We start from the raw sequence: 16726 nt of genomic DNA on the forward strand, positions 1-16726 counted from the left end.
CCAGGAACGGATAAAGTTATTTGCGAATATTTTGTCACGTCCTGAACAGATAAGCATATCATGTTGCGATAATACCGGCAGCATAGAATATGCAGACAGCTCCCGGGTGCACTACTGGCCTGGACAGACCGTCCCTGTATCAGCATGTGCTGCTGGTAAATTCCTGACATACCTCTGTAACAGACAAATTAGATATCAGTCACAGCAAGTGCCTGCTCGATATCGCCAATAATATCGTCGATATGTTCAATACCAACGGATAAGCGTACCAGATCCTGACTTACCCCGGCAGCCGCCAGCTCATTCTCATTCAACTGCCGGTGCGTGGTCGATGCAGGATGACACGCCAGTGACTTGGCATCGCCGATATTTACCAGGCGCAGAATCATGTTCAACGCATCAATAAACTGTACGCCGGCGTTAAACCCGCCCTTAATACCAAAGCTTAAAATGCCTGAAGCTTTTCCACCGGTAATTTTCTGACAGGTCTGGAAATACGGGCTATTGGGCAATGCCGCGTAATTAACCCATTCGATTTTGTCATGATTTTGTAAAAACGCCGCCACTTTTTCGGCATTTTCACAATGTCGTTCCATACGCAATCCTAATGTCTCAAGGCCCTGCATAATCAGAAACGAATTAAAAGGTGATAATGCCGCCCCCATATTTCTCAGGGGCACAACACGGCAGCGCCCTATATACGCCGCCGGACCCAAGGCTTCAGTATACACCACGCCATGATATGACGGGTCGGGTTCGTTCAGCATCTTGAATCTATCTTTATGAACTACCCAGTCAAACCGGCCGGAATCGATAATCGCGCCACCGATACAGGTCCCATGCCCGCCAATGTATTTGGTCAGCGAATGCACGACGATATCTGCACCCAATTCAAATGGACGGCACAAATACGGCGTCGCAACAGTATTATCGACAATCAGCGGTACGCCAAACTTGTGTCCAATAGTCGCCAGACGTTCTATATCAACTACATTGCCTGCCGGATTGCCGATTGATTCGCAAAATATCGCTCGGGTATTTGCATCTATCGCCTGCTCAATCGCATCAAAATCTTCATGCGACACCATGCGAACGTCTATGCCCTGTCTGGGCAGTGAATGCGCAAAAAGATTATACGTGCCGCCGTACAACTGGCTGATACTGACAATATTCGTACCCGCGTCGCAGATACACTGTATTGCGTACGTAATTGCTGCCATGCCGGAAGCCACCGCAAGCGCACCCACACCACCTTCCATCGCCGCCAAACGCTGTTCCAGCACGTCGGACGTCGGGTTCATGATACGCGTGTATATGTTCCCCGGTACTTTCAGGTCAAAAAGATCGGCGCCATGCTGCGTGTCTTTGAACGTAAATGAAGTGGTTTGATAAATCGGCACCGCTGCGGCGCGGGTTGTCGCTTCAGACGCATACGCGTGGTGCAAAGCCAGGGTTTCAAGTTTCATGTTTTTTCTCTGCTTTATAGGTTAAAGATAGATTTCTTGTGCGCACCTGACGCACCCGTATCGCTCTCGAATTGACATTTTTACACCGAAAGAAAAGGGATTGAACAATCCGTTTCCTTTCTCTAAAAATAAAAGCTTCCTTGTTGAAAAGTTGTATGATCATTGATTCCGGAGATGAATGGAGTTCACATCCCGTCCGGGCTCAATCGTCATTCAGATTTTTGGTACCGGTCTTGGCCGTCGGTTCTCGTCGATGGCAACGTAAGTCAGTTCTGCCTCGGTGACTTTGATACAGATTTCCTCACCACCTTCGCGCAACCCGCGTTGAGCGTATACCGCCACATCGACGGTAATTGAAGTGCGGCCAATTTTGATAATGTCGGCGTAAAAACTGACAAGATCACCAACCAGCACAGGTTGTTTGAACACAAAGGAATTGACAGCCACCGTTGCCACACGCCCGCGCGCGCGCCGAATAGCGGGTATTGTGCCCGCAATATCGACCTGCGACATGATCCAGCCGCCAAAGATATCTCCAGCATGATTGGTATCCGATGATTTGGGTACCATGCGCAATACCGGCTGTGCCTCCGGCAAAGGAACATGAAGTGCCGGATCACTGTTGTTCTCACGCATAATTATTTTCTGCCATAAGTTTGTGATTGAAAAAGTAATGAACAAGCAACTGCGTTTTCATTGTCACACATACACTGTCAAACCGGACCGCCATTTTCAAGCCATTTCCTGCTATCGTCCGTCAGAACCTGTTTACAGGCCGCTTCGTAGAGCACCAGTTCTTCATCAGACAATACTTCGCGCCACCGTCCGTTGGTGCCTTTGTGGAGAAAAGCGGCCGCCCCGCCCTTCCAGAACTGACCGCCCCCCGGCGCATACAAGTCGCCTTGTTGTTTCATTTCGTTAAATGACACGGCCTTGATAAGCGTATCCCAGGCATGATCCGGCACGTCAATCTCCAGAAATGCTGCCATGCGCCGAATCTCTCGTTCTGTATCTGCCAGCATATCGCTGTAATGAAACAGTTGGATATTTGGTAAATGACGGTAAGGCCACCACGACTGCACATTAGACAAATGTGACCAGTACGGCCAGCCATCGCTTTCCCATTCAAACGCGCCACGTGTCATCCAGTTTTTCCAGAAAACATGAATATCTTTCGGCGGCGGAGGAAGTTCGTCGCCCTGCCGGCCCGGCAGATGATTCATCAGCATGAATGTTTCTTCTTTCATCGCTGAATAATGATTCCATAATGACATAAACACATCACGGGCATCACGGGCGATATAAAGGTATTTGATATCCTGACGATACGGCAGGCCATCCAGCGGCAGGTGTGTCTTGATAAAACGACGGTGCTGCTGCGCTTTCAGCTTGTTCAACACCACTTCGAGCGGCACTATCCGCATATCCAGCCACGGCGACATATCAAAGGGCGGAGCAGGAAAACGACCGCCAGGAAAAAGCAGATGCGCCAGAATTGCCTGTGTCCAGGTAGTGCCTGCTTTATATGAAGTCGCAATGACGATATCATCGTTCCGCGGTTCAAAGTAGTCCCAGCGGGTGCTGTCCATATGATGGTTCTGATATGTCCGGGTGCGTCGAGGCAGATTACTCATCCTGTGTGTCCTGTTCGAGAAAATCGAAATAATTTAATAGAAAACATGCTGACAGGCAAATAATCCTGCTTGCGAATAAAGCGCAGCCAATTACACCAGATTGCGTTTAATGCGGCGGTTCCAGTTTCTGGAAAAAATGCGTTTATCCGTTTCATAAGCATCAAGTTCTGCATCCAGAAAGAAACTGTTTTCGTCACAACGCAATACAGTCCGCGTCACGGTTTTGACATGCCAGTCATTTCGCTTAAGACCCCTCGTCCACAACGTTTCACCCCGTGCTGAGCTGAAATCATCACCCTGGTATGAATACCACTCTTCTGCTTTGCGCTGCACCGTCAAATCGATTTCCTCCAGCTGGTAAACGCCATTGTCGTTGATAACTTCCAGTATCGAAACATCCTGATCGAGTTCACGTATTACACGCCAGTTATGGCGCCCTTCAGTTATCTGGCGTTGCCCGCTGCTTACTGATCCCTCGGCCTCTGAGAAGCTAATGCATTCTTCCCGCTGCGAGCGTATCGGCAATATCAGCCGGCTGTTTCCAGTAAAAATTTTTATCTGGGTTGATTGCGGTGGTGGCCAGGCGAGCGGAAAATAAGAGGTGGAGATCGCGATGCGAATACGGTGACCCGCCGGAAATGTTTGCGCTACATCATTGAGCTGAACGCGTACAGAATAGCGTTTACCCGGCTCCAGGGGCAAAGGACTGGCATGGCTGTCGCGGTGTGTAAGATTCAGTAATCCGTAGGTAATACGCGTTACTTTATTGTCCGGTCGCATATCAGACAGGCGGACTGCAATCATGGCCACCGGCTGATTTGCCGACACGTCCAGCTCGAGTACGGGTGCACCCAGTATTTCAAGCGTATGAGGTAAAAAAGCTGAGGTAAACACCAAGGCACCGCCATCTTCTTCACGCTGGTCATGCGGCAAATCGGGTGTTGCACTGTAGGAGCACCATTTGCCGGCAAACAGACCGTTGCTCAAAGGTGATTGTAGTGTCAGCTCATGCTCCACTGTTGCCTCATGCTCTTCAACCAGACGGTATTCATCCAATGTGTAAACCATCGGTTTGATATTGGATGACGGCCAGCATGGCTCACTGATCCAGCGCCCGTAGCGCTGATGATAAAAGGTAGACGGTGGCATGCTGTCGAGCATCCATGCGCGCAGCATGGGTTCATTCATAATCCCGGTTTCCTTCTGCTTTAGCCATTGATCCCACCAGCGCAGACATTCCCGCAAGAAACCGATTGCAGGCCCGGGCACGCCTAAATGTGGATATTTATGACTCCACGGTCCGATCAGTCCCTGCCGCGGTCCGGGCAGATTTTTCAACAAACGGAACACTGCGTTTGAGTATCCGTCAGCCCAGCCGCTTACCGCCATAACAGGAATCTGCACACGGGAAAAATCTTCGCAGACAGAACCATGTTGCCAGTATTCATCCCGATGCTGGTGCTGCAACCAGGTATCGAGCCATAGTCCACTGTTCTCAAGTCGCTCGTACCACATATCGCGCCATTTGTCGCCGACAGTAACTGGATCGGGCGGCAGCGAATTATAGGCAAACATGGTTGAAGCCCAGGAAAGATTGTCGCCGAGCAGGCAGCCACCCATATAATGCACGTCATCTGCATATCGATCATCAGTAGAACAGACGCTGACAACCGCTTTTAACGCGGGCGGCTGCAAGGCGGCAATCTGCAATCCATTGAAGCCTCCCCAGGAAATACCGATCATTCCGACATTTCCATCGCACCAGCACTGTTGTGTCAGCCACGCAATGATGGCAACGCCGTCATCAAGCTCGCGCTGCAGATACTCATCGCGTAAAACGCCTTCTGAATCGCCGCTACCGCGAATATCTACACGAACACAGGCATAACCGTGACCCGCAAAATACGGGTGCATGCTTTCATCGCGCAAACGGACACCGTCTCGCTTGCGATAGGGAATATATTCAAGTATGGCAGGAACCGGATGCGTATTCGCAGACTCGGGCATCCAGATACGTGCGGCCAGCCGCACACCATCCGGCATTTGAATCCACTGATGTTCAATGTGAAGTATCCGACAAGGGAAGTCTTCAACCGTTTTCATAGGAATACACCTTTGTTCAGCAGTCAACTGACGGGATCGAGTTCGATCTGCATCGCTTTTTTCAAATCACGGTATTTTTGCAGCAATTCCTGTTGACTGTTACCCGCAAGAAAAATAACTGCGATTTCATAGCTGTAACTGTCCTGGTCCATAAGTTCCGACAAACGCATACCACTACGCACATGCAATTGAATGTTAGCATCGGCGTATTCATGTTCGAGTATCTGAAGGTCCCGCGCTGAGGGAACATGCCGTATATACGCGTCATGATAAACACGCCACATAAATTTTGCTGCTATTTTGTGTTTTCCCTCGCGACGTGGAAAAACCGGTTTTTCTCCTAATCCCAGCTCCAGCATGACTTTCTGATGTGTAGCGCCATCGACATCGCGAAATAACGGGCAATGTGATTTCGAAATCCGTGTATTGATCTCAAGCAACCAGATCCTGTCGTGACCAGCTTTATTAGATTCCCAGTAGTACTCGATATTAAACGGACCGTTATCAAAACCGATATGCTTGAGGAAACACTCTGTTGTAGCGACCATTTCCCGCTGGATACGCACTGGAATCGTTGACGGGTACTGATAACGCGCAAAGCTGGAACGATGCTGTCCTTCACGAATCGAGTCGACAACGCCATACACCGTCATTTCACCATGATAAACATAACCTTCGAGCGTGCATTGTCGTCCTCTGGAGATAATCCCTTCCACAATACAATAATTTCCATCCACGGCATCGATTTCGTCTGGTAGCTCAGCAAATTGCAACATATAGTTAAATGGCCGGGAAAAACGGAAAATTTTCTTACGGATAATCTGCAAAACCTGATCGAGCTCAGTTTCATTACGCACTTTAAAACCCAGATGAGAAGAAGCTGATTTGATCGGCTTGATCCAGAACGGGTATTGAACTGTTACAGATCGTTTTGCATTGTCGGCGAACGGATTGATGGCACAAAAATCAGGAATATAATCGGGAATAACTTTTTTTTGTTCCAACCGACACCAATATTTATGTTCACAAATAAGCACTGATCGATAGCTGGGCGAGGGTAAACCAAACGGTTGCCGAAGTAGCGGTAGCATTGTACTGACTGGAAAATCCCAATAGCCGACAATTGCATCGATTGATCCCGGAAAGGCCTTTAAACGCTCCATCGCACTTTTGTGAATATTTTGCAACGAATATCCATTCCAGCCTTTAACCTGTTGATGCGTAAGTAATTCATGAAAACAATAATCTTTTGCGGAAGCGAGCGCCTGCATTTGACTGATATTGAATTCGTCCGCTCCAAAAACGAAGATATTTTTAATACACGTATCATGCATCATGATATTTCACCCATCTTCCTGTAACACCGTCTCAGTCGTTACGATAACACATACCCGCATGGCATTCATGGACAAACCAGCACCACTCAAATAAAACGGATCACGTTCCCGCAACCGTACCAGTTGTGACGTAAAATCTATCTGCAGGAAAAAACTGAATACTGTAGAGAAATTTGAAATGGCACACGGACAACAAGTCTAACAGGCTCCAGAATAAAAAAACGGCCGGTTAAAGCTTCAGTCGTTTATATCAGCCATCATCAAGAACACCGGCAAGAATCCACGCGTCAAAATAATTCGCGGCTACATCGGGGAATCCGATGAAAAGGATTCTGTCAGGATTTAACTTGACGTTGAGCTGAGGTGTTTCGTCGATGTTCCTAACGATGGTATGGTGCATACTGAATACACCTCCAGAAACCGTAATTCCCTTGGGACGTGCCTATCTCTGGGTCCGTCAGGAGGCCCGGATTTCCCATCATGGTTCCTGATATGCTCTGGAAAACCCAACAACGATGGCCACCGAAGAAGAAGGTTCGGGAATAGAAAACCCGCTCGCTATCATCGCAACTCCCTTTGGCAGACTCTGACTGTTTTTGCTATCCATGGACAAGTCACTGACTCAATCCCGGCCTTCTACCAGGACCGACAACAAGCGCAAAGGAAAAATCCTGATTACCGAAGGACTGCATGACCCCGGTATTGCTTCGATCCTTCAGGCAACCAAAAGCCTGCATGTTGAAGTCATATCAATATTGATCGGAGAAAACTGCCATCCTTCACTAATCTGTGACCTTAATGCCAATACCCTGTCTATCAACGGGAAACAAATACAGGCAACGGCATTGTTCATGCGGCGCAATGTTTTTTTCCGGCAACATCGATGCCGCTAACGCCGATTTCCGTGTTTCTTCCTGGACTACAGCCTTGAACGGCTGGCTTGTCACCACAGCCCTTATTCGGATACTGAACCGTCAATGCATAGGACGCTTAACCATAAAACTGGAAACGCTGTACTGTGCAAAAGCTGCTGGTCTGCAGATACCCGTCACTCTGGTTACAAATGATTATAAATATTTTAAGTCGCGGAATTCAGCTCATGAAATGATTGCCAAGACTGTTACTGACGGCGGTTACGCAGAAAACATCCATAACCTGATGGAACAAACGTAGTTAAGAAACGGCATAGCCGTTTGTCCTGCAATTGTGCAACGCAAGCTGACCCGGACCGATCTGTGTATTTACGCACTGGACAAGATCTATTTCGGTTTCCATATTCAATCGGATGGTATTGACTGCCAGAAAGGCACAGAACCGTAAAATCACGCGCATCCAACGACTCTCCGATACCCTGTTAACCGGCCTTGATCAGTAAATGAGAACCTTGCGAATGGAGTGGAGCGCTGCAGATTTCAAATTGAACCCGGTAACAGGCGAGCCGGTATTTCTCGAAATCAAATCACAACCCATGTTCTCGGTTTTTGACTGAATAGCGCATGGGGATATTTCAAATGCTATCGTTGCCTATCTGTCAGAAAAAAGTGGCTGATTATTATGCCCGGTACTGCATTCAGGTATTTGCTTATTGGGCTACTATAACCGCCATCCCCAACTATCATAGCTTTGTTGTTTAAAACAGGCGACAATGATTAACAATCACAAATTTTCTGTTTTTGACATTACTATGGAATCGCTTTTTGACGCAGCTCAACGCTGTTTGAACGCTCGGGAAATAGACCATAAGCTGTATTTAACCAATCAAACCGCCCAAATGTGGCATCAGGAACTGTTATCAATCGAATCCCGACAGGTACCCGAACCCATTGGAGAGCCCGGACGCCCGGCGAAGCCAGAGCTGGTATTACCGGCCAGTGTGCCCAAACGTCGACTAGGCACGAAAACCGGGCTTGTCTCATTAATTCATGCTGTTACACACATTGAGTTCAACGCCATCAACCTCGCCTGGGACGCGGTGTATCGTTTTCGCCAGCTTCCTGCGCAATTTTATAGTGACTGGATACGTGTCGCCTGCGAGGAAGCCCAACATTTCCAGTTACTGCGAAATCGCTTGCTTGAACTGGAGCACGATTACGGCGACTTTCCAGCCCATAACGGCTTGTGGGAGATGGCCAGAAAAACGGCCTTTGATCCAATGGTACGTATGGCCCTGGTCCCGCGTGTACTGGAAGCCAGAGGGCTAGATGTAACACCGGGCATTATCAATCGCCTGCATATCGCTGGAGATGAAAAAACCGTTGCGATACTTGAAATTATATTGCGCGATGAAATCGGCCACGTAAAAATCGGTTCATACTGGTTTCAGTATTTTTGCAATCAACGACAATTGAACGCGGACCGCACATTCAGCGACTTGCTCAATCAATACTTCACGGGACAGCTCTCGGGCCCGCTTCACTATGAAGCGAGGCAACAGGCAGGTTTTACTGAAACCGAGCTTAAAGCACTCGAAAGCATGAAACGCTGAAATCCTGGCAAGTTTTTTTCCACATGGATTGTTACCTGAGCATCAGCATTCTGAGTTGACCATATCGTTGATACGATTTGCCCAAACCAGTGCCTCCAGTTCCAGTTGTGTAAATTCTGTCATATTGAGGAATCCCAGTTCCGACAGTATTGATGACACTGTTTCGAATTCACCAATTTCATGTGCTTCAATCAGTGCCAGTTGGCGGCCCAGATAACCTCGCCTTGACAACAACGCATCACTCATATCTTTCTGGATACTCAGCGTTTTAACGAGCTCGGACATTTTCATGCCCAACAAGGTATCCAGTAACGATAACACACCCACCATGAAAGCACGGTCATGATGATTCTTGTCATGAGGCCGGTCTGCTATTGCGATGAGCTCGAGTAATTTTCCACGAACAGATGCGGTCTGAATAAGTGCATCCGATGTACTGCCATCTTTTTGTTTGGCAGAATAAAGCAGAATCTGCACCCATCGCTGGAGCTGTTTTCTGCCCAAAATCATGATTGCTCTTTTAATCGAATTTACCGTTCTGGCCGTACCCGTGGCAGCAGAATTCACCATGCGAAGCAGGTTGTAACTCAATCCAGGTTGATACTTAAGCTCGTTCTCGATATCGACAACCTCGCTGTCTTTGACAACGAGCAGCAATAGTTTCAGTAGTGACAGTTTAGATGGATCAATACGTTTTCCAGAAATGATCTCGGGTCTTGCAAAATAAAAGCCCTGCAACATATTAAAACCCTGCTCGATGCATTTCCTCGCTGTTTCCCGGTTTTCAACTTTCTCTGCCAGCAATAAGACAGGCCACCGTCTCAGTTTCTTGATCAGCCTGACTAACTCTTTACTCTCCAGCTCGCTAACATTAACTTTAACCACATTTACCATTGGCATTAGCCTGTCCAATCGCTCATCGACATACACCACGCCTGTCAAAGCGATCTGATAACCCTTCCGCCTTATTTCCTTGCAGCGCTTTATGAGGGCATCGTCTATTTCAACACTTCTAAGAATTTCGAAAACAATCTGGCTTTTAGGCAGCAAAAATACAGCGTCACTCATTAAAAATTTGGCATCAACCTTGATGAAGCCGCGCCGTTTGCCCATGACTTTCTCAATACCCAATTGCCCGTAGGTATCGATGATGACATTCGCCGATGCCGCCCGGTTGTCCGTAACACGCACTTTATTCAGCTGATTGGAACGAAACAAGAGCTCAAATGCAACGATGTTCTGTTTATTGTCCAGTATCGGAAGCCTGCCTAGAAATACTTCATTCATTCATTGTTTGTCCTGTAAACGCGCAAGCTGTAGCAGATTCTTCAATATTAACGTTTTAAGCTATATTTACTTGTTACGCACAATCTGACACAGAACATGCGATTCGTTGATATCGAGCAGGAGTCTAACCGATAATAAACTCGCAGGATTCTTCGTTTAAGGAATGTTTATGCCTTTATTTATCCGTTTTAGCACTTTATGCGACTGATCGCGCTTTATAAAAGCACCCGCACAATGTCAGGAAACATCATGACGATTACCAGCCCAATCAACTGCAAAATAATAAACGGTATCACGCCGCGATAAATATGCAACGTACCGAGGGATACCGGTGCCACTCCGCGCAGATAAAACAGTGAAAACCCGAATGGCGGCGTCAGGAAAGAGGCCTGCAAATTCAGTGCAATCAGGATACCGAACCACAGTGGATCAATATCGAGTTTCAGCAGTACAGGCGCTATCATGGGAACGAAAATATAGGCTATCTCGACAAAATCAATAAAAAATCCCAGCAAAAAAATGACGATCATCATCAAGACAACAAATCCCCATTGGCCACCAGGCAGATATTCCATGATTTGTTCAACTGCGTCATCGCCACCCGTATAAGTAAAAACCATTGAAAAAAAAGTTGCGCCAGCCAGGATGGTAAAAACCATGGCACTGATCTTTGTCGTTTCCATCGCAACCTGATGCAGCATGGAAACGCGCAGGTTACCGCCAAGCACAGCAAGAATGATTGCGCCTACGGTACCCATCGCTGCTGACTCGGTAGGAGTTGCGATACCTGTTATCACGGTGCCAAGCACCACCATCACCAATGTCAGTGCAGGAGCAATTGCAAGGAATGCCTGCCAAAATTGTTTTGAACTTATCCGGGATGCCCGCGGAATGGCTGGAGCGATTTCCTTTTTAAAATAAGCTGCCGCCAGACAGTAAATTATATACAGCAGAACCAGAAGCAGGCCGGGGAACAATGCAGCACGATAAAAATCACCCACGGGCTGGTGCAACACATCAGCCAGAATGATCAATACGATCGAGGGTGGAATGATTTGGCCCAATGTACCCGAAGCGCAAATCACACCACAGGCAAGCCGCTGATTGTAGTTATATTTCAGCATGACAGGTAAAGCAATCAGCCCCATAGTCACAACCGAAGCACCCACGACGCCAGTGGATGCAGCAAGCAACATGCCAACAACGACTGTGGATACCGCCAATCCACCGCGGATGTGCCCGAACAGCAGTCCCATAGACTCAAGCATTCTTTCTGCGATGCCGGATCTTTCCAGTACCAGCCCCATGAAAATAAAAAGCGGTACTGCCATTAACGTGATATTGGTCATTATTGCGTACAGGCGATACGCAATCAGCATAAACAGGTCTAGTCCTTCAGCGTAAAGTCCGAAGAATACAGAAACACCGGCAAATGTAAAAGCTACAGGATAACCCAGTGTCAGCATCAACAAGCAGACGACAAACATGATCAAACCGATCATGATTTTTTCCGATGTCCTGGGGTGCTTTGACCTGGATCTAGAGAATCACCGGCAAGTAAACGAATATTTTGCGATATAACCGCGATCGCCTGGACCAAAACCAGAAAATATCCAAATGGCAGCAGCGCCTTGAACGTAAACCGGTAATGCAAACCGCCAGGGTCGTTGGATACCTCCTGAGTTTCATAAGAATAAGCAACAAAATCGAATGAGCTGTACAGAATCAATGTACTCATAGGAATGACAAAAAACACTGTTCCGAACAAATCAATCGCAGCCTTTCTGCGAATGGAGAGTTTTTCATACAATACGTCTACACGCACGTTTGCATTTTCACGCATGGTATATGCCGCGCCCAGCAAAAACACAGCAGCAAATAAATGCCATTCCAGTTCCTGCATGGCAATTGACCCGGATTCAAATGCGTAGCGCGCTATCACATCAACGAACACGACAGCAATCATAAGTATACACAGCCAGCCAGCCAACCAGCCAAACAGACCGGATATTCGACCTATGTATAGCTCCAATTGACGTAACTTCTGCATAACGGATATGCTTTAGCCACCAGCGACGGTCATATGATCAATCAGAATAGAACCGCTTAGTTTGGAGCCGCGAACGACGACGTCGTTACCAATTGCTGCGATTCCCAGGAACATATCTTTCAGATTGCCTGCAATGGTGATTTCTTCGACGGGAAAACTGATCTCACCATTTTCTACCCAGTAGCCGGACGCACCCCGCGAATAATCCCCGGTCACTGTATTGATGCCATGTCCCATCAATTCGGTTACCAGCAATCCTCTGTTCATTTGCTTCAGCAGAACGTCAAAACCCACTGGCTCACCGTTTTCTATCATCAGGTTGTGTACACCGCCAGCATTGCCCGTTGTCTGCATACCCAGTTTTCGTGCGGAGTAGCTGCTCAGGAAATAGCCCTGGACTATGCCATTTTCAACCACATTTCGTGTCGCCGTGGCAACGCCTTCGTCATCAAAAGCGCTGCTGGCCAGCCCTTTGGGTAAATGAGGCCATTCACGTATATTGATATTGCCGCCAAAAATTTGCTGACCCATGCTGTTCAATAAAAAGGTCGATTTACGATACAGGTTGCTCCCGCTGACAGCTGATGCAAAATGACCAAGCAAGCTAGCCGCGACCGGCGCTTCAAACAATACGGGTACTTCGCAGGTCGGAATCTGGCGTGCTCCCAGACGCGTAACAGTGCGCTCCCCTGCTTTTCTGCCTATTTGCTCGACAGATTCCAGATCTTGAACATCACGTGCTACGCTATACCAGTAATCCCGTTGCTTGGCGCCATTTTGCTCGGCAATAGCAACACAACTCATGCTATGCCTCGAATATGGGCACCCCCCTACAAACCCCAGGCTGTTGGCATAAACAAACTGCGATTCATCCGTTGATATACTAGCACCCTCAGAGTTGGTAATCCGTGCATCAATTGCAAAAGCGGACTGTTCGCAATTTCTGGCCAATTCGATGGCCTTTTCTACAGGTAAATTCCAAGGGTGGTACAAATCCAAATCAGGGAAACTTCGGGCAAGCAGTTCTGGGTCAGCCAGTCCTGCACAATCATCTGTAGCGGTATGTCGCGCTATCGACAAAGCGGCACTTACTGTTTCACTGATCGCTTGTGGCGTAAAATCCGATGTGCTGGCATTTCCACGCTTCTGCCCAATATAAACAGTAACCGAAAGCCCTTTATCGCGGTTATATTCTATGGTCTCGACTTCATTTTTGCGAACCGTTACCGTTTGCCCGAAACCATCGGAAACATGCGTTTCACAGGCACTGGCACCGCCACGTTTGGCATGATCCAGAATATCGCAGGCAATTTGCTCAAGCCTCGAAAAGGTATTTGAAAATCGAGTAGGTTGCTTTTCGGCTGATAACGTATTCATAAAATTATTTTCTGTATTGATTAAATTATTATTAATTCTCTAGACTGATTACTGTAGAGACAGATTTGAAGCATGACATGCAAAATGCTACTGTGAAATGAATTGCTAATCTACAGGCGCATTATCTGCACGAGTGCTTCCTTGATATAACAGGATTATACGCAATATTACAAAAAGAACAGATTGGGTTCGTGTTAATAAATAAATGTGGTTAGACTTTGATCTAAAGGTTAAGATGAATCGCATTCATTCTAACTTACACAATTAACGTGCAAAACACTGCTGATAAAATCGACAAGAGAGATGATAAACCCAGTAAAACGCAGCGCAAACTAGCGATGCATTCATTGCAAAAAACTGGGGAGCAGCTGGTCACACTGAGTGATAACCAGCTTGCCGAGCTGAATTTACCTGAAGACCTGCATGAAGCAATCATAGTTGCGCGCCAAATCACCAAATTTGGCGCACGCCAGAGACAGATGCAGTTTATTGGTAAGTTGATGCGGCGAATTGATGTTCTTCCGATTGAAGAAAAGCTGAGAGCCTTGCAACATAACTCCTCCCATCAGATAGCTCTGACACATCTGGCAGAGCGCTGGCGTGACCAGCTTTTATCCGACAATGAAGCTTTAACAGAATTTACCAGGCAATATTCAGGTGCTGAGACTACACAAATCCGGGTGTTAGTGAGAAATGCGCGCAAAGAAATAGACAACAATAAAGCACCTAAAAACTATCGTCAATTGTTTCACACATTACTCGAAACGATTAAAAACGAACGAAATTCACTAAATGACGATATTAGCTAGTGCTCTTTCAATATGATATTGTCAGGTACAGCGTTATCGTGGTGTTATGCAGCAAGGCACAGTACACGGGAAAGGGTTATTCCCTTTTCAAGTACTGTAACGCGGCTGCAGGACACCACGGTAACGCCCGGTGGGTGCGCTTGTCAGCGCCCATGGACTGTGTTGTGTCTTTTGGTAATAGAATGACTATTTCCTGCAAGACACGCCTTGCCATAAGCGCTGACAAGCGCACTGAACCCGGCAATATCATATTGAAAGAGCACTAGTCATCCTTGTTAAATTTTGCGGCATCAAGAATGGACCACAAATGAATAATGCCGCCTACAACTGCTGGAATAATCAAAGTGGCAAAAAAGTAATTAGTGCTGACTACAACGAAAAACAATAATGCCGATAATGCACGTCCTTGAACTAATTGACCTAATCCAGGGATCAGAAAGCTGCATATTGCCGCGAGCACGTTTCCACCGGAACCTTGCCTTGTCATAATATACGCTGTTTTGTCATGGAGTAATGCCGCAAGAAAAGTACTCAACGATTGACGCAATTCCAGCTTGAGATCATTTAATGGCTGGAATTGTTTGAAACTTCTAAACAGAGAGACTACGGCAAAAATCCGTAGTCTCTGTATTCGCTAATTTAAATATAGATGTAGTGATCGACAAGCAATGCTACAAACAGTAACGCAAGATACAAAATGGAATAGCGGAAAGCTTTCCGTGCCAGCTGATCACTGTAATTTCTGTAAATTTCTATTGCGTAATACATAAATACCGCATTTAACGCAAGCGCACTGATGATATAAATCATACCACTCATTTGCGTTAGATATGGAAACACGGTGATGATACAAAGAATGATTGTATATAAAAGCACATGCAATTTGGTAAATTGATCACCGTGCGTAACAGGCAGCATTGGCATACCAATGGATGCGTACTCATTCTTCCGATAAAGAGCTAATGCCCAGAAATGGGGTGGCGTCCACGCAAAAATAATCAGGAACAGCAGTAAAGCATCTGCAGTAATTTCACCCGTGACAGCAGTCCATCCCAAAACCGGGGGCATTGCACCTGAAGCACCGCCAATGACGATGTTCTGCGGTGTTAAAGGTTTTAATATAACTGTATAAATAATTGCATACCCGACAAACGTTCCCAGTGTCAACCACATCGTCAACGGATTGACCCATGCATACAGTATAAACAACCCGGCACCGCCAACTAAAAGGAGAAAAAAAAGTGTCTCCGGAACGCTCACTCCGCCCTGTGGCAGCGGACGGCCTTTAGTTCTGGCCATAATAGCGTCCATCTTATGCTCAACCAGGCAATTCAACGCTGCTGCCGCTCCTGCAACCAAAGCAATTCCGATAGTTCCAAAAAACAATGCATCTATTGGCACTGCGCCTGGAACGGACAAAAACATTCCAATCACGGCAGTAAATACGATTAAGGAGACCACTCTTGGTTTTGTTAATCGGTAGAACTGCTGAATACGTGTTGCTGCTTCATGCCATGCTAAACTCGTTGCCATTTTACTCATCTCCTGCCTTATTTATCTTTTGCCTTATTGATGATTTAATCTGTCATTCCAAAAGCCAAAGTAAGTAATTTGATATTTCGATTCTTTTAATATTTACATGTGCTCATCATGTGACACTTGCAATAATCGCTTGATGTCATCGCTCATTTTTCTAGGCTCCAGTTCTTCCGGAAAGCGCATCATTAAATTACCGTAAGGATCAATTAAGTAGATATGATTACGCTGTATTTCTCTGTCAGGAATCTGATCAAGAAGCTCACTATCTCGTGCGTTGACTATCAGCGTACCTTCATACTCATTCCAGAACCTGTCTTCGACGGGTACATTGTCATCCACCAACCACAAACGTTCTATGCGATTCATATTCTTGTTTTGCATGGTTCGGATCTGCCGCATAAGATATAACTTTTGCTGACATGCCTGATCACAATCTCCGGAATCAACCGTCAGCATCACCCACTTTCCATGCAAATCCCTAATTCGTAGAATGATATTTTCATCTTGTGTTACACCGCTACCTGACAATTTATGTAGATCAAGAAGCTCTCCGTAATTCACACTACTTCCGGGCCGGTATCCCGCAAAAAAAAGTGTGTATGAAATTATGAGCGGAGCAAGTAATAGTACTCCGATCAT

Annotated in this window: 17 protein-coding genes; 4 read left to right on the top strand and 13 right to left on the bottom strand. The window is 46.7% G+C overall.

The annotated features are described in order from the left end of the window. Window positions 1-188 precede the first annotated feature (188 nt). The 6 genes from BMX44_RS00355 to BMX44_RS16690 form a co-directional block, all read right to left on the bottom strand. Window positions 189-1466, bottom strand: coding sequence for an O-acetylhomoserine aminocarboxypropyltransferase/cysteine synthase family protein (locus BMX44_RS00355; protein ID WP_090626919.1), 1278 nt, complete (start codon window positions 1464-1466; stop codon window positions 189-191). 213 nt (window positions 1467-1679) lie between these two features. Further along, entirely contained in the window at window positions 1680-2102 is a 423-nt protein-coding gene (locus BMX44_RS00360) for an acyl-CoA thioesterase (RefSeq protein WP_090626920.1), read from the bottom strand. A gap of 77 nt (window positions 2103-2179) precedes the next feature. After that, entirely contained in the window at window positions 2180-3100 is a 921-nt protein-coding gene (locus BMX44_RS00365) for a sulfotransferase domain-containing protein (RefSeq protein WP_090626922.1), read from the bottom strand. 90 nt (window positions 3101-3190) lie between these two features. Next, complete coding sequence (locus BMX44_RS00370; RefSeq protein WP_090626924.1) at window positions 3191-5203, bottom strand: CocE/NonD family hydrolase; 2013 nt, start codon at window positions 5201-5203, stop codon at window positions 3191-3193. A gap of 23 nt (window positions 5204-5226) precedes the next feature. Beyond that, the gene (locus BMX44_RS00375) at window positions 5227-6540 is read right to left on the bottom strand and encodes an ATP-grasp domain-containing protein (RefSeq protein ID WP_218143889.1); all 1314 of its coding nucleotides are present in this window, start codon (window positions 6538-6540) and stop codon (window positions 5227-5229) included. Between the two features lie 250 nt (window positions 6541-6790). Then, window positions 6791-6940 carry a hypothetical protein gene (locus BMX44_RS16690; RefSeq protein ID WP_177167622.1) on the bottom strand — a complete coding sequence of 50 codons (150 nt, stop codon included), beginning with the start codon at window positions 6938-6940 and terminating at the stop codon, window positions 6791-6793. A gap of 205 nt (window positions 6941-7145) precedes the next feature. Between BMX44_RS16690 and BMX44_RS00380 the strand changes: the two genes are divergently transcribed. The 3 genes from BMX44_RS00380 (at window position 7146) to BMX44_RS00390 (ending at window position 9025) form a co-directional block, all read left to right on the top strand. Further along, a complete protein-coding gene (locus tag BMX44_RS00380) occupies window positions 7146-7433 on the top strand; it encodes a hypothetical protein (protein WP_090626925.1) in 288 nt (95 codons plus the stop codon). Continuing rightward, window positions 7402-7713, top strand: coding sequence for a hypothetical protein (locus BMX44_RS00385; protein WP_090626927.1), 312 nt, complete (start codon window positions 7402-7404; stop codon window positions 7711-7713). Before BMX44_RS00380 ends, BMX44_RS00385 begins: the two co-directional genes overlap by 32 nt. A gap of 511 nt (window positions 7714-8224) precedes the next feature. Beyond that, on the top strand, window positions 8225-9025 hold the full coding sequence (locus BMX44_RS00390) for a ferritin-like domain-containing protein (RefSeq protein ID WP_090627227.1): 801 nt from the start codon (window positions 8225-8227) through the stop codon (window positions 9023-9025). A gap of 42 nt (window positions 9026-9067) precedes the next feature. Here the strand turns inward: BMX44_RS00390 and BMX44_RS00395 are convergent, their stop codons facing one another. The 4 genes from BMX44_RS00395 to pmbA all read right to left on the bottom strand — a co-directional run bounded on the left by BMX44_RS00395 (window position 9068) and on the right by pmbA (window position 13739). Continuing rightward, window positions 9068-10312 carry an EAL and HDOD domain-containing protein gene (locus BMX44_RS00395; RefSeq protein WP_090626928.1) on the bottom strand — a complete coding sequence of 415 codons (1245 nt, stop codon included), beginning with the start codon at window positions 10310-10312 and terminating at the stop codon, window positions 9068-9070. A gap of 215 nt (window positions 10313-10527) precedes the next feature. Beyond that, window positions 10528-11814 carry a TRAP transporter large permease gene (locus tag BMX44_RS00400; protein WP_090626930.1) on the bottom strand — a complete coding sequence of 429 codons (1287 nt, stop codon included), beginning with the start codon at window positions 11812-11814 and terminating at the stop codon, window positions 10528-10530. Beyond that, complete coding sequence (locus BMX44_RS00405; RefSeq protein ID WP_090626931.1) at window positions 11811-12362, bottom strand: TRAP transporter small permease subunit; 552 nt, start codon at window positions 12360-12362, stop codon at window positions 11811-11813. Before BMX44_RS00405 ends, BMX44_RS00400 begins: the two co-directional genes overlap by 4 nt. A 12-nt stretch (window positions 12363-12374) precedes the next feature. Next, window positions 12375-13739, bottom strand: coding sequence for a metalloprotease PmbA (pmbA, locus tag BMX44_RS00410; protein WP_090626933.1), 1365 nt, complete (start codon window positions 13737-13739; stop codon window positions 12375-12377). A gap of 269 nt (window positions 13740-14008) precedes the next feature. Here pmbA and yjgA point away from each other — a divergent pair, with 269 nt between their 5' ends. Then, window positions 14009-14548, top strand: a complete 540-nt coding sequence (yjgA, locus tag BMX44_RS00415; RefSeq protein WP_090626935.1) for a ribosome biogenesis factor YjgA — start codon at window positions 14009-14011, stop codon at window positions 14546-14548. 262 nt (window positions 14549-14810) lie between these two features. On the opposite strand, the gene BMX44_RS00420 is transcribed toward yjgA, so the two are convergent. The 3 genes from BMX44_RS00420 to BMX44_RS00430 all read right to left on the bottom strand — a co-directional run bounded on the left by BMX44_RS00420 (window position 14811) and on the right by BMX44_RS00430 (window position 16726). After that, window positions 14811-15083 (bottom strand): DUF6677 family protein, encoded by a 273-nt coding sequence (locus BMX44_RS00420; RefSeq protein WP_245738764.1) that lies wholly within the window; start codon window positions 15081-15083, stop codon window positions 14811-14813. Between the two features lie 104 nt (window positions 15084-15187). After that, window positions 15188-16081: a heme o synthase gene (cyoE, locus tag BMX44_RS00425; RefSeq protein WP_090626937.1), complete on the bottom strand. Its 894-nt coding sequence runs from the start codon at window positions 16079-16081 to the stop codon at window positions 15188-15190. Between the two features lie 102 nt (window positions 16082-16183). Further along, complete coding sequence (locus BMX44_RS00430; RefSeq protein WP_245738765.1) at window positions 16184-16726, bottom strand: hypothetical protein; 543 nt, start codon at window positions 16724-16726, stop codon at window positions 16184-16186.

It is taken from the genome of Nitrosomonas marina, from assembly GCF_900110145.1.
Classification (GTDB): domain Bacteria; phylum Pseudomonadota; class Gammaproteobacteria; order Burkholderiales; family Nitrosomonadaceae; genus Nitrosomonas; species Nitrosomonas marina.